At 57.7% G+C, this 12,645-nt stretch carries 12 protein-coding genes; 7 read left to right on the top strand and 5 right to left on the bottom strand.

Features of this window, described 5'->3' with window-relative positions:
* Positions 1-23 precede the first annotated feature (23 nt).
* The 3 genes from FF124_RS10710 to FF124_RS10700 form a co-directional block, all read right to left on the bottom strand.
* Positions 24-1,466, bottom strand: coding sequence for a P-loop ATPase, Sll1717 family (locus FF124_RS10710; RefSeq protein ID WP_138748472.1), 1,443 nt, complete (start codon positions 1,464-1,466; stop codon positions 24-26).
* Between the two features lie 363 nt (positions 1,467-1,829).
* Positions 1,830-2,870, bottom strand: a complete 1,041-nt coding sequence (locus FF124_RS10705; protein WP_138748471.1) for a helix-turn-helix domain-containing protein — start codon at positions 2,868-2,870, stop codon at positions 1,830-1,832.
* The gene (locus FF124_RS10700) at positions 2,867-3,166 is read right to left on the bottom strand and encodes a hypothetical protein (protein ID WP_138748470.1); all 300 of its coding nucleotides are present in this window, start codon (positions 3,164-3,166) and stop codon (positions 2,867-2,869) included. The genes FF124_RS10705 and FF124_RS10700 overlap by 4 nt, the downstream gene beginning before the upstream one ends.
* A gap of 393 nt (positions 3,167-3,559) precedes the next feature.
* Between FF124_RS10700 and FF124_RS10695 the strand changes: the two genes are divergently transcribed.
* Positions 3,560-3,787 carry a hypothetical protein gene (locus FF124_RS10695; protein ID WP_138748469.1) on the top strand — a complete coding sequence of 76 codons (228 nt, stop codon included), beginning with the start codon at positions 3,560-3,562 and terminating at the stop codon, positions 3,785-3,787.
* Positions 3,788-4,310: 523 nt separating this feature from the next.
* Here the strand turns inward: FF124_RS10695 and FF124_RS10690 are convergent.
* Both FF124_RS10690 and ilvA read right to left on the bottom strand, forming a co-directional pair.
* Positions 4,311-4,631 carry an HlyU family transcriptional regulator gene (locus FF124_RS10690; protein ID WP_138748468.1) on the bottom strand — a complete coding sequence of 107 codons (321 nt, stop codon included), beginning with the start codon at positions 4,629-4,631 and terminating at the stop codon, positions 4,311-4,313.
* Between the two features lie 99 nt (positions 4,632-4,730).
* Positions 4,731-5,981 carry a threonine ammonia-lyase gene (gene ilvA, locus FF124_RS10685; protein WP_138748467.1) on the bottom strand — a complete coding sequence of 417 codons (1,251 nt, stop codon included), beginning with the start codon at positions 5,979-5,981 and terminating at the stop codon, positions 4,731-4,733.
* A 104-nt stretch (positions 5,982-6,085) separates the two neighbouring features.
* On the opposite strand from ilvA, the gene FF124_RS10680 reads away from it, so the two are divergent.
* The 6 genes from FF124_RS10680 to FF124_RS10655 all read left to right on the top strand — a co-directional run bounded on the left by FF124_RS10680 (position 6,086) and on the right by FF124_RS10655 (position 12,572).
* Positions 6,086-7,540 carry a TrkH family potassium uptake protein gene (locus FF124_RS10680; protein WP_138748466.1) on the top strand — a complete coding sequence of 485 codons (1,455 nt, stop codon included), beginning with the start codon at positions 6,086-6,088 and terminating at the stop codon, positions 7,538-7,540.
* A 114-nt stretch (positions 7,541-7,654) separates the two neighbouring features.
* Positions 7,655-9,916: a phosphoribosylformylglycinamidine synthase subunit PurL gene (purL, locus tag FF124_RS10675; protein ID WP_138748465.1), complete on the top strand. Its 2,262-nt coding sequence runs from the start codon at positions 7,655-7,657 to the stop codon at positions 9,914-9,916.
* 2 nt (positions 9,917-9,918) lie between these two features.
* Positions 9,919-10,152 (top strand): BolA/IbaG family iron-sulfur metabolism protein, encoded by a 234-nt coding sequence (locus tag FF124_RS10670; protein ID WP_138748464.1) that lies wholly within the window; start codon positions 9,919-9,921, stop codon positions 10,150-10,152.
* Between the two features lie 41 nt (positions 10,153-10,193).
* The gene (locus FF124_RS10665) at positions 10,194-10,706 is read left to right on the top strand and encodes a GNAT family N-acetyltransferase (RefSeq protein ID WP_187326897.1); all 513 of its coding nucleotides are present in this window, start codon (positions 10,194-10,196) and stop codon (positions 10,704-10,706) included.
* A gap of 145 nt (positions 10,707-10,851) precedes the next feature.
* Positions 10,852-11,187 carry a Grx4 family monothiol glutaredoxin gene (gene grxD / locus FF124_RS10660; protein ID WP_138748462.1) on the top strand — a complete coding sequence of 112 codons (336 nt, stop codon included), beginning with the start codon at positions 10,852-10,854 and terminating at the stop codon, positions 11,185-11,187.
* 134 nt (positions 11,188-11,321) lie between these two features.
* Positions 11,322-12,572 carry a multidrug effflux MFS transporter gene (locus FF124_RS10655; RefSeq protein ID WP_246072359.1) on the top strand — a complete coding sequence of 417 codons (1,251 nt, stop codon included), beginning with the start codon at positions 11,322-11,324 and terminating at the stop codon, positions 12,570-12,572.
* Positions 12,573-12,645: the final 73 nt, after the last annotated feature.

The raw sequence follows: 12,645 nt of genomic DNA, 5'->3' as shown, positions 1-12,645 counted from the left end.
GGGACATCTGGGGACAAAGCTGCCTAAGCAACTAGGTCAAAGCGCAGATTCTCAGCACCCTGTTGAGGCTCCAGCGCCCAACGGTAGGCGGGGTGAATTTCCCACTTGAATCCAAACTGGGCCTGCGGTTCGGCCAAAAGTTGATTGTCCGAAAAGTGTTTTCTGACTATCTCATTGTCGTGATCAACCCTAGCGGTGATGAAATCGCAGCGATACAGAAATCTCGCCATGGTCAATGGATAAACTGCTTCTCCATTTTTGAAATATATATGGCCTGTACGCAGTGCAGATTTCATTTTAGTCACTAGTTGATCGTCGCTAAAAATCGGACCTATTCCCTCTTCTCTTTCTTTTTTTGTTTGTCGCATACCCAGAAGAACCAATTTCAGATTTGGAACCTCTGTTTTGAATTCATTTATTACGTCCGTAAGCCTCTCACTACTATACTTTACGAATATATTCTGCAGGTGAGTTGACTTTATAACCGTGGAATCCAATCTGTGAGCCTCCTTTGCGGAGTAATAGAATAATTTTATTAAATCCCTTGGTCTTTGTCGCGTAAGCGTCATTAGTATTCTTCTGGTAGATATATTTTCCCACTTTCCACGACCATTGAATCTAGGCTCTATAACAGGATCTAGAAGCTTGATAAGTTGATCCTGCTTTAACTCCAGAAGATAGTCCTGATTGAAATTGTCTCCAAGATAAGTTGTGACTCTCTTGACCATTGCTACAAGTATCTCATGGTTCGACCAGCTAAGCCAAACTAAATTACTTTCGATCTTGTCGGTTGATTCATCGGATGTCCTGACCAGATGGTACACATCTGTCCTCAGCGCTACACGAAATTGAATATTTCGATCTTCGCCGGCCATGTCTCGTATCGCGTTGAGTAGAGCCGAAATATTCTGAATATCCTCCTTCCTTCCTTCCCAGCCTCGATCAAGGTCATCTAGGTATATTCGAATTTTCTTCTCTTTTAGGAAACGCTGCATAACCTGCTTTGCATCGCCACTCGATGTACCCAGCACCTTTTCAAAATGACTGTAAAGCGAGGAGATCAAATGCCGAGCTCCACCAGTAATTTTATTCACAGCATCTGCTTCGTCGTACTGCTCGCACCCCTCCAAGGCCTTACGAACAATCAGTGTAGATAGTCCTGATTTCCAATTCTCAATAAGTTGCAGAAAGCTACTTGCAGATGTATCAACAGAACCGAATATATCATTCGGCCTAACCCAAAGAGAAAGCATATCATCTTCAATGTCTTCTATGTTACATATCTTTAAAAGCGCACTTTTTCCCACCCCCTTGTATCCAACCAAAATCCTAATAGGCAAATCCGCCTTCAAGCTTTCATATGCTTTATTTCTAAAGAAGTACTCTTTCAATCTTTCCGGAGCTTCATTCTCCGCATCTTCAGCGCCGAACATATTTGCTATCGTTTTGTCATCGAAAACCGGCATTCTCTCCCCCTATCCCCTCAAAAGTTACGAGATCATAAGAATGAACTTCTTAGCCCGAAGCGTGTTAGCTTCGGAAAATATACGACGCATTTCAAAAAATGAATACTCTAAGATCGGAACCCGGCTTCTGGCCATTACGCGATCATTAGGCTTTTTTCTCGCTAATTAGGAAATTTCTCGCGCAAACCTACCCGCGCCGGTCCCGGAAAACGGCCGAAAGTTTAAGACCACCCCCGGTCCTCAGCGGCCGGTTTCTTTCCGACCCTGCCAGCGTCCAGCATCTTTGAAATCTTCCTGCCAATTCGCCCGGCTGAGCTACCCGTGGCAGCGTTCCGCAAGCCTTCGCTGTATCGCTACCGTCTGTCATCGTGACGCGATCCTCAGCACGTTTCCCGCCTCGCTGATGGCCTGATCGGTCAGAGAGGCCTCAAGGCGCTTGAGGAAGCCGTCAAAGCCCTTCGGGCCGCAATCGGGGAAATGGACAAGCTGACCATGCGCAGGCGGCAGTGGCCAGCCTCTATCGCGATAGACCGCTGCCCATTCACGCCACAGGCGATTGTCCTTCGAAGCCGCAACAGGCTCCATCTCATAAGCCAGATCATCGAAAGCGTCTGCCCAGCATTCGGGGTTACCGAGATTGTCGTAGACGTTCGGCCAGCCATGCTGCGCCTGATGATCCATCAGCCATTCCGGCCGTGGATCTCTTCGAACGATAGGCGGTGGCGGTGGCAACGGTCCCGGTCCCTTGATCAGGGCAGACAGCACAGCAACGGCCGCTGCCGCCGGTGTGATGCGCTGAACGTCCAGCTCGCTCCCTTCCTCCCGAGCCTTCTGCCGGTCGGCTGGGTGTAGCGTTTGCGGTGTCGGTTCGTTTTCCGTCCTTGCGCCGATATCAGAGATTTCATTCAAAGATTTATTCAAAGTGTTTGTAGGACATGGGTGTCCACCTTTTGCACCGTCCAATGTCCACGTTTCGGGCGCGGAATGTCCACCTTTTGACGTTGCAGAAACCTCGTCTTCATTCAAACGTGGACATGTGTGTCTACCTTTTTGAGTGGTCATTTCGGGGTCTTCGGAGGCTTCTGCTTCGGCCGGACGCTTCAGGATGGCGAAGTAGGTCAACGTGCAGTTTCGGCCGCCCTTGCCTTTGGTCTTCAGGTGGCCACGTGCCTTCAGCAGGCCGACGGCGCGCTGAACGGTCCTTTCCGTGCAGCCGACCTTTTCAGCCAACGTGGCATAGCTGGGCCATGCGCTGAAGATGCCGCTGTCTTTGAACCGCTGCCGGTTGAAGTGCTTGGAGATGAAGAACGCAATGTTGGTTGCAACGCCCTTGCTCAGGGCTTCGTCGTCATAGACCTGATCAAGCCAGGTCATGCGCAGGCGGGTGTAATCGTCAGCGCTCATGCCTGCCTCCCGCGTTCGATCTCGCGGGCCAGCTTGGCCGCTTCGATGGCCTCAAGGGCGCTTAGGTGGAAGCGTTCACGCAAGGCGGGGATGATCGCACTACCGACCTCCGAACGGTGCTCATGAAGCCACTGTGCGGCGTCGAAAATCGGCTGATTCGCAGGCTCGAAACGTGAGACACCGCCCGAAGAAAAACACTGTTTTCGTTGATCTTTTTCTTTTGTCTCAAATGCATCTAAGCATTTGTTTTCTTTTGCAGCAGGCGGTTTCTCATCGCCCACCATTCCCCCAGACATGCGTGTATTTCTCGTCGTGCTCCATCTGAGGCGAGCTGCAGCGATTGAATTCAATCGTTTGTTCTTGGGGCCTGCAGCATCGTGCTTTCAACAGATTAGAGCGTCCTTTGTGCATCCGAATGGATGCACAAAGGACGCTCTATTGTCGGAAATGGCGAACTCTTGAATTTTCCTGAGCCTCAAGACGGCGCTTATCCCCTGAAGCGCGGGAGACGCAGAAGTTTAGTAAATCAAACGCTTAGCAGCGATACTTCGCCTGCTAAAATCCAGCATGCTAAACAAGATGCATTCCCAACGCCTTTCCCAGCGTTAACAATAATCTACATTAGTATAAATCCTTGATTGCGCTGCCATTTACATCTATACTTCTCCAAATCGGGAGAGGAACCGAACATGGCTCGCTATAAGTGTACCGATTGCATGATGGTGCAGGATACTGGGCGCGTCTGCCGCCGCTGCGGCAGCTACAGTCTCGCTGCGCTTGAGACGCACAACGGCAGCGCGGTTGAGAAAGAGCAGCATACGCAGATGCCCGCTGCGGCATCCTTCAACATGCCGGTGTGGATATCCTTTTTCGGGATCGCCATACTGACAAGTTACCTGCTCATTTTTCACATGTAGCCGCCATCCGGCGACCCGCGCATGAGGCACGAGACACTGGCGCCTCCGGCGGGGCCGCCGGTCTGCATTGCTTTTTTTGAGAACTGGTTTTCTGCGCGGATGGCGGCACGTCGCATTTGCCTGCATGGGCCGCGCTTGCTCCGGCCTTGCCTTGAGCGCCGGTTTGCCGCTGCCAGGCCGAGCCGGAACAGGTCGGCAGGCCGCAGGCTGCAACGCAGTCCGTCTCGCCACGCTCCATCCGCCCCGGCAGTTGCCCTGCCGCCACCGCAAGGCCATGTCGCGTCAGCGAAAACGCGACCGGCTTGCCGAAGCCTGACGCGAGATGCCCCCACAGGGTGCCCCCGGGGCAGACAGGCAAAAGAACAATAAATGACAGGCCTTCCAGCCCGGCAAAAACCCCGGCGCCGGTCACGCCGCCAAGGGCGGCCTCAAAAAAGGCCCTCTTCCCTTACCTGCCAAGAGCGGTCACAGCCGGCAAAAGGATCGGAAAGACAGGCCGCTTGTGATACCGCCGAAGGCCCTATCAGGCCGTGCGGTGCTTCTCGCCGTCGGAAAACAGCGACCTTCCGTTCTGATCGACGATCTGCTTGCCTTTCTTGAGGCTCCACTCGATCGCTTCGTCCTGAGAGGCGAACAGATCGGCCCGGATGAAGGTGCGAACCAGCGTCTCCTCGCCGACTTCCTTCTCGATCCGGCCCTGAAGCCGGTACTGGGCGCCCTCCTTCACCGGCTCGGCGAAGATGATGCAGTCCTCGTGAACGATCGACTTGACGGCCTGCTCGTTCTCCTGGCCGCCGCCAGCGCCGGAAAACAGAGAACCGAGCTTCGAGAAAAACGATGCCATAAAACAAAACTCCCTTTTTAGGCGTTCTTACCCGATCATTCCGGGTTTCGCCAGTCTTGCGCAGGGCTTTGGACCGCGACAAAGCTTCCCGCCTTGCGATCAGATGATCAGGTTGGCCAGGATCTCGTTTTCGGTGATGTCCTGATATTTGAGGCCGCTTTCGCTCATCTTTTCAAACAAGGCGGCGAAATTTTCCGGCTTCGCGGTCTCGATGCCGATCAGGATCGAGCCGAAATTGCGCGCCGATTTCTTCAGATATTCGAACCGGGCGATGTCGTCCTGCGGGCCGAGAAGGTTGAGAAAATCCTTGAGCGCGCCGGGGCGCTGGGGCAGGCGCAGGATGAAATACTTCTTAAGGCCCGCATAGCGCATCGCCCGCTCCTTGACGTCGGGCAGCCGGTCGAAATCGAAATTGCCGCCGGAAACGAGAACCACGATCCTGCGACCACGCACCTTCTCCGCCGGCAGCATGGAAAGCGCCGTCAGCGCCAGCGCGCCGGCCGGCTCGAGCACGACGCCTTCGACATTCAGCATCTCGGTCATAGTCGCGCAGATCGCGTTTTCCGGCACCAGCATCACCTGCTCGGGCGAAAACCGGCTGAGCGCCGCAAAATTGGCATCGCCGATCCGGGCAACGGCGGCGCCGTCGACGAAATTGTCAACCTCGTCCAGCGTCACGATCTCGCCCGCCTCAAGCGAGCGCCTGAGGCTCGGCGCGCCGGCGGGCTCGGCGAAGAGAAAGGCGGCGTCTTCAATCCGTCCGCCAAAATAGCCGGTAATGCCGGCCGAAAGCCCGCCGCCGCCGACGGGCATGACGATCAGGTCCGGCAGCCCGGCAGCTTCCGGCCAGGCATCCTCGATCTCGGCGGCAACGCTTGCCTGTCCCTCGATAATGTCGGGATCATCGAAAGGCGGCACCATCACGCCGTCATGTTCCTCGACAAAGGCACGCGCCGCCGCATAGCAGACATCGAAGATGTCGCCGACGAGTTCGATGCGGATGCGACCGGCGCCGAAAATGCGGGTCTTGTCGATCTTCTGCTGCGGCGTCGTTACCGGCATGAAGACCACGCCCTCTACGCCGAAATGGCTGCAGCAATAGGCAAAACCCTGCGCATGATTGCCGGCAGAGGCGCAGGCGAACACCCTGTCGCCGCCGCCTTCCGCCATGCGCTTGCGCATGAAGTTGAAGGCGCCGCGCAGCTTGTAGGAGCGCACCGGCGTCAGGTCCTCTCGTTTGAGATAGATGTCGGCGTCAAACTGCGCGCTCAGGTGAGCATTGCGCTGCAGCGGCGTGGGCTCGAACAATTGCCTCAGGGCCGTGGTGGCTTGTCTCACTTCATCGCGCATTCTGGTACTTCCCATTGAGTTTGTGCCGCTACATCGCTATGGCATAGATCGCGGGTTTGGAAAAACCCCGCTCATGACACAGAGTATGACAGGGTACGGTCTCCTTGAACGCCACTCTTTTGCGGTCAGCCTTCTATATTGCGGCCATTTGCGGGATCTACCTTGCAGCCGCGATGTTCGTGCCGGCCATGGCCGACCTCTATTACGCCAATGGCGACTGGCAGGTTTTCGCCATCTGTGGCTTCATGGTCGGCGGCACCAGCCTCGTCACAGCCGTTGCCATGCGCGGCAATCCGCCGCCGTTCAGCCGCAGGCTCGGCTTCTTCCTCGTCAATCTCCTGTGGATGACCTTTGCGCTGGTGGGTTCGATCCCGATCTTCCTGGCGCGCGAAGACCTGACCTTCGCCCAGGCCCTGTTTGAATCGGTCTCCGCCATCACCACCACGGGCTCGACGGTCCTGACGGGTCTCGACGAGTCGGCGCCCGGCCTTCTGCTCTGGCGTTCGCTGCTGCAATGGATGGGCGGCATCGGGATCGTCGCCCTCGGCCTTTTCATCCTGCCCTTCCTGCGCATCGGCGGCATGGCCTTCTTCAAGATGGAATCCTCGGATACGAGCGACAAGCCCTTTGCCCGCATGGCAAGTTTTACGCGGGCCTTCCTCGCCATCTATGTCGGCATCACCATCGCCTGCGCCGTCTCCTATGACCTTGCCGGCATGTCGCATTTCGATGCCGTCAATCACGCGCTGACGACGGTGGCGACCGGCGGCTTCTCGACCCATGACTCTTCGTTCGGCTATTTCGACAATCCGACGCTGCTGCTGATTTCCAGCTTCTTCATGACGCTGTGCAGCCTGCCCTTCTCGATCCTGATCCTGTTCGTCGTCCGCGGGCGCCTCGATACGCTGCGCGATCCGCAGATCATCCTGTTCCTGTCCTATCTGGCGATCGCGGCCTTCCTTCTGGCGCTCTATATCAGCCTCGACGGGCAGATGGATTTCGTCAACGCGCTGGTCCAGTCGCTGTTCAATGTGTCCTCCATCCTGTCGACCACGGGTTTTGCCAGCACGGACTACACCGCCTGGGGCGCTTTCGCCGTGGTGATGGTCTTCTTCCTCACCTTCATGGGCGGGTGCTCGGGCTCAACCGCCGGCGGCATAAAGGCCTATCGCTTCCTGATTCTCTACAACATGCTGTCCACCGGCATGAAGAAGCTGATCTACCCGAATGCCGTCTACTCGATCCGCTACGGACGTTTGAGCGTCGATTCGGAAACGCAGCGCGCCGTATCGATGTTCTTCACGGCCTATATCCTGCTCTGGGCCTTCGGCAGCCTCGCCATGGCCGCCTTCGGCTATGATTTGATCACGGCGACATCGGCCGTTCTGACGGCGCTTTCGAATGTCGGCCCGGGTCTCGGCAATATCATCGGCCCCTCCGGCAATTTTTCAAGCTTTGCCGATCCGGAGCTCTATCTTCTGTCGGTGATGATGCTGCTTGGCCGTCTGGAAATCCTCACCGTCGCCGTCATCCTGATGCCGATGTACTGGCGCGGCTGACGCGGCGGAAAACCGCGCTGCAGCGGCGGAGAAGCTTCCATTTCGGTGTGAACCACTTTATTGAATGGCGAAAAGCGCCGAACCTCGAACACCAATGCGGGATGCTCTTGTCTCATGACACTTTCCAACACTCAGGCGATTACCCCCGAACTCGTCGAAGCCCATGGACTGAAGCCGGACGAATATGAGCGGGTTCTGGAACTGATCGGCCGCGAGCCGACCTTCACCGAGCTCGGCATCTTTTCCGCGATGTGGAACGAGCACTGCTCCTACAAATCATCCAAACGCTGGCTGAGGACGCTGCCGACCACCGGGCGGCGGGTGATCCAGGGGCCGGGCGAAAATGCCGGCATCGTCGACATCGACGACGGCGACTGCGTCGTTTTCAAGATGGAGAGCCACAACCACCCCTCCTATATCGAGCCCTATCAGGGGGCGGCGACCGGGGTCGGCGGCATCCTGCGCGACATCTTTACAATGGGCGCGCGCCCGGTTGCGGCGATGAATGCGCTGCGCTTCGGCGCGCCGGACCATCCCAAGACCCGCCATCTGGTATCCGGCGTGGTGGCCGGCGTCGGCGGCTACGGCAATTCCTTCGGCGTGCCGACCGTCGGCGGCGAAGTGGAATTCGACGCCCGCTACAACGGCAACAATCTCGTCAACGCCTTTGCCGCCGGCATCGCGCGGACTGACGCGATCTTCTATTCCGAGGCCAAGGGCGTCGGCCTGCCGGTCGTCTACCTCGGTGCCAAGACCGGTCGTGACGGCGTCGGCGGCGCGACCATGGCATCCGCCGAATTTGACGAGGATATCGAGGAAAAGCGCCCGACCGTGCAGGTCGGCGACCCCTTTACCGAAAAATGCCTGCTGGAAGCCTGCATGGAACTGATGCAGACCGGGGCGGTGATCGCAATCCAGGACATGGGCGCTGCGGGGCTCACCTGCTCGGCCGTCGAGATGGGTGCCAAGGGCAATCTCGGCGTCGAGCTCGATCTCGACCGCGTGCCGGTGCGCGAGACGGAGATGACGGCCTACGAGATGATGCTGTCTGAGAGCCAGGAGCGCATGCTGATGGTTCTCGACCCGGAAAAGGAAGAGGAAGCCGAGGCGATCTTCATGAAATGGGGCCTCGATTTCGCCATCGTCGGCAAGACCACCGATGATCTCAGGTTCCGCGTGCTGCATCAGGGCGAAGAGGTTGCCAACCTGCCGATCAAGGAACTGGGCGACGAGGCGCCGGAATATGACCGCCCCTGGCGCGAGCCGGATACGCGCGGCGAACTGCCCGCCCATCTTGTCGAGGCGCCGAACGACTATAATACGGCCCTGCTGAAGATCGTCGGCGGACCGAACCAGTCGAGCCGGCGCTGGGTCTACGAACAATATGACACGCTGATCCAGGGCAATTCCCTGCAGATCCCCGGCGGCGATGCCGGCGTCGTGCGCGTTGAAGGCCATTCGGTCAAGGCGCTCGCCTTCTCCTGTGACGTGACCCCGCATTATGTCGAGGCCAATCCCTTCGAGGGCGGCAAGCAGGCGGTTGCCGAATGCTGGCGCAACATCACCGCGACCGGCGCAGAGCCGCTGGCTGCGACCGACAATCTCAATTTCGGCAATCCGGAAAAACCGGAAATCATGGGCCAGCTCGTCAAGGCGATCGAGGGCATCGGCGAGGCCTGCCGCGCACTCGACTTCCCCATCGTTTCCGGCAACGTGTCGCTCTACAACGAGACCAATGGCGAAGCGATCCTGCCGACGCCCACCATCGGCGGCGTCGGCCTGATCTCCGACTGGCGCAGGATGGCGCGCGTCGGCTCGTTTACCGAAGGCGACCATGTGATCCTCATCGGCGCCGATGGCGACCACCTCGGCGCGACAGCCTATATGCGCGATGTCCTCGGACTCATAGACGGCCCTGCCCCGGCAGTCGATCTTTATGTCGAGCGCCGCAACGGCAATTTCGTCCGCTCGGCGATCAATAATGGCCAGATCACCGCCTGCCACGATATTTCCGCCGGCGGCCTTGCCGTCGCTCTTGCCGAAATGTGCATGGCGGCCGACAAGGGCATGACACTGAGCATCGAACAGGCCCGCGGCATGCCGCATGCATTGCTGTTCGGCGAGGATCAGGCCCGCTACGTGATCACGGTGCCCGCCGAATACGGCAATTTCGTCTGCGCCTCGGCCGAAGGCAGCGGCGTGCAGTTCCGTCGTCTCGGCAAGGTCGAGGGTGACGCGCTCGTGATCGATGATCTGGTTTCCGTCTCCGTGAAGGAGTTGCGCGAGGCCCATGAAATGTGGTTCCCTCGCTTCATGTCCGCTTCGAGCGGCAACGGCCCGTCGGCAGAAGAACCGGCGTCAAGCGAGGAGCACTGAACATGGCAATGAGCGCGGGCGAAATCGAAGACATGATCAAGGCAGCCATTCCCGACGCCACGGTCACGATCAGGGACCTGGCGGGCGACGGCGACCATTTCGCCGCCGAGGTCGTGTCGGAAAGCTTCAGGGGCAAGACCAGGGTGCAGCAGCACCAGATGGTCTATGATGCCCTGAAGGGCAATATGGGCGGCGTGCTGCACGCGCTCGCCCTGCAGACCTCGGTTCCGACCTGATTTCAGATGTAATGGGCCGGGATAGTTCCAGGTGTGCCGTGATGCAAGAGAAGGGCAAATCGCGCGGATTTGGAATACGGCCGTTCCAGCCTGATGACGCGGAGGCCATTCTCGCGCTGCATGTCGCTGCCATTGTTGCCACATCTGACAGCTATTATACGCACGAGGAGCGAAATAGCTGGGCCAGCGGCAAATCGGCACAAAATTATCTGGATATCGTTGCCGGCGGAGAGACAGTCATGGTTGCCGCCGATCTGTCAGAGAAGCCCATCGGCTTTTGTGGATTTGCTGACGCGGAAATCAGAAGCCTTTATGTTGATCCCCTGCACCAGGACAAAGGCATCGGCACCGCACTGATGCGGTTTGCCGAGTCTGCGCTTATTGCATCGGGCGTGCGGCAAATTACCATCCACTCGGGGCTCCCGGCACTTGGCTTCTATCAGGCTCATGGATATGTTACGGTTTCACAGTCAACGCATCGGACAAGCGGCGGATTGCCTATCAAGTCCTTCATGCTCGTTAAGAAGGTGACAGCTATCTCGGCGGAGACGTAAGAGCGAAACGCTCCTGCACCAAATTGGATACGATCAAGAACGACAAAAGGCCTTCTGTGGGGCTTGGCGGTTGTCAATCGATCGATTATATGCTGAAAGCAAATAAACGCTACGGACCTTGAACCCGTATGTGAAAGGATTGCCCATGAGTGACATCAACACCTACATCAAGAGCGAAGTCGACGAGAACGACGTCGTCGTGTTCATGAAGGGAACCCCGCAGTTTCCGCAGTGCGGTTTCTCCGGACAGGTTGTGCAGATTCTCGACTATCTCGGCGTCGACTACAAAGGCATCAATGTGCTGGCCGACGGTGATCTGCGCCAGGGGATCAAGGATTTTTCCAACTGGCCGACCATTCCCCAGCTTTACGTGAAGGGCGAGTTCATCGGCGGCTGCGATATTGTGCGCGAAATGTTCCAGGCAGGCGAACTACAGGAGCATCTGTCCTCCAAGGGCGTGGCGGTGCGCGGCGCGGCGTAAGCCGGTTCGGAGAGCCACCGGGATTGAGTCCGGCGGACAGGCCCCTTGAGGCAGCTGCCCGCCGGCATTTTGCAGACCTTCAGGAACGGGCGTCGCGCATGCGGCGCCTTATTTTGCTTTCAGGAATATTCGTTGTGACAGAAACATTACAAAGCGCAGGCCCCCTGGTGCGCAAGGCACCCGGCAAATGGGAACTGGTCGCGATGATGGCGGGGCTGATGGCGCTCAATGCGCTTGCCATCGACATCATGCTGCCCGGCCTCAAGCAGATCGGCGCCAGCCTTGGCGTGGAAGCCGAAAACCAGCATCAGTTCATCATCACGTCCTATGTGCTCGGCTTCGGCGTGGCGCAGCTTGCCTATGGCCCGCTCGCGGACCGTTTCGGGCGCAAGATGCCGCTGCTCGTCGGCCTGGTGATCTATTTCATCGGCGCGGTTTTCTGTGCCTTCGTGCCAAGCTTCACAATGATGCTCGCCGTGCGGTTCTTCCAGGGACTTGGCGCCGCGGCAACGCGGGTCATCTCGGTCGCCATCGTTCGCGATCTTTATGGCGGGCGCAAGATGGCCGAGATCATGTCGCTGATCATGATGGTATTCATGATCATTCCCGTGATCGCGCCCACGATCGGCCAAACGATCATGCTCGCCGGCGACTGGCACCTGGTCTTCGTCTTCCTCGGTCTGGCAGCGCTCGGCAATTTCTTCTGGATCACCTTCCGCCTGCCGGAAACCCAGCACCCGGAAGATGTGATCGAACTGACGCCGAAAGCGGTGCTGCACAGCTTCGCCCATGTTCTGAGCAACCGCGTGGCGCTGTTCTACACGCTGGCGACCACCTTCATCATTGCCTGCATCTTCGGCTTCGTGACCTCCGCACAGCAGGTCTATGTCGACATTTACGGGCTCGGCACACTGTTTCCGCTCGCCTTTGCCGGCATCGGCGTCATCATGGCCGGGTCGTCGCTCGCCAATTCGAGGATTGTCGGAAAGATCGGCATGCGCAGGCTTTCGCACGGCGCGTTGATCGGCTTCGTGCTGACGAATGGTATCTGGCTGGCGATCGATCTGATGTTTGCCGGCACCATGCCGTTCTTCGTCTTCTACGTCATCTTCGCCATTGCCTGGTTCCAGTTCGGCTGGATTGCGCCCAATTTCAACGCTTTGGCGATGGAGCCGCTCGGCCATGTGGCGGGCGCGGCTTCGTCAATTCTGGGATTTGCCAGCACAGCCGGATCTGCGTTGCTTGGAGCGGTCGTCGGACTATCCTTCAACGGCACCACGACGCCGATGATCGCCGGCTTCTTCATCTTCGGTCTCGTCGCCCTCGGCTTCACGCTGATCGCGGAAAAAGGCAAGCTGATGCAACCGCATAATCCGGAAGTCTGATATCGCTTGCGCGATTGCGGAGCTGAAGGACTTTTTTTCTGCCGCGATTGCGCCAAGACAACGGACAGAGCCG

Origin of the sequence: Martelella lutilitoris (genome assembly GCF_005924265.1) — a bacterium.
GTDB lineage: Bacteria > Pseudomonadota > Alphaproteobacteria > Rhizobiales > Rhizobiaceae > Martelella > Martelella lutilitoris.
Note: the sequence above shows the minus strand (reverse complement) of the source record. Positions and strands in the feature narration are given on the sequence as shown.

Bases quoted from the DNA above. Each gene is read 5' to 3' on its own strand.
- FF124_RS10710 (WP_138748472.1), bottom strand. From the start codon at position 1,466: ATGCCGGTTTTCGATGACAAAACGATAGCAAATATGTTCGGCGCTGAA.
- FF124_RS10705 (WP_138748471.1), bottom strand. From the start codon at position 2,870: ATGAGCGCTGACGATTACACCCGCCTGCGCATGACCTGGCTTGATCAG.
- FF124_RS10700 (WP_138748470.1), bottom strand. From the start codon at position 3,166: ATGTCTGGGGGAATGGTGGGCGATGAGAAACCGCCTGCTGCAAAAGAA.
- FF124_RS10695 (WP_138748469.1), top strand. From the start codon at position 3,560: ATGGCTCGCTATAAGTGTACCGATTGCATGATGGTGCAGGATACTGGG.
- FF124_RS10690 (WP_138748468.1), bottom strand. From the start codon at position 4,631: ATGGCATCGTTTTTCTCGAAGCTCGGTTCTCTGTTTTCCGGCGCTGGC.
- ilvA (WP_138748467.1), bottom strand. From the start codon at position 5,981: ATGCGCGATGAAGTGAGACAAGCCACCACGGCCCTGAGGCAATTGTTC.
- purL (WP_138748465.1), top strand. From the start codon at position 7,655: ATGACACTTTCCAACACTCAGGCGATTACCCCCGAACTCGTCGAAGCC.
- FF124_RS10670 (WP_138748464.1), top strand. From the start codon at position 9,919: ATGGCAATGAGCGCGGGCGAAATCGAAGACATGATCAAGGCAGCCATT.
- FF124_RS10665 (WP_187326897.1), top strand. From the start codon at position 10,194: ATGCAAGAGAAGGGCAAATCGCGCGGATTTGGAATACGGCCGTTCCAG.
- grxD (WP_138748462.1), top strand. From the start codon at position 10,852: ATGAGTGACATCAACACCTACATCAAGAGCGAAGTCGACGAGAACGAC.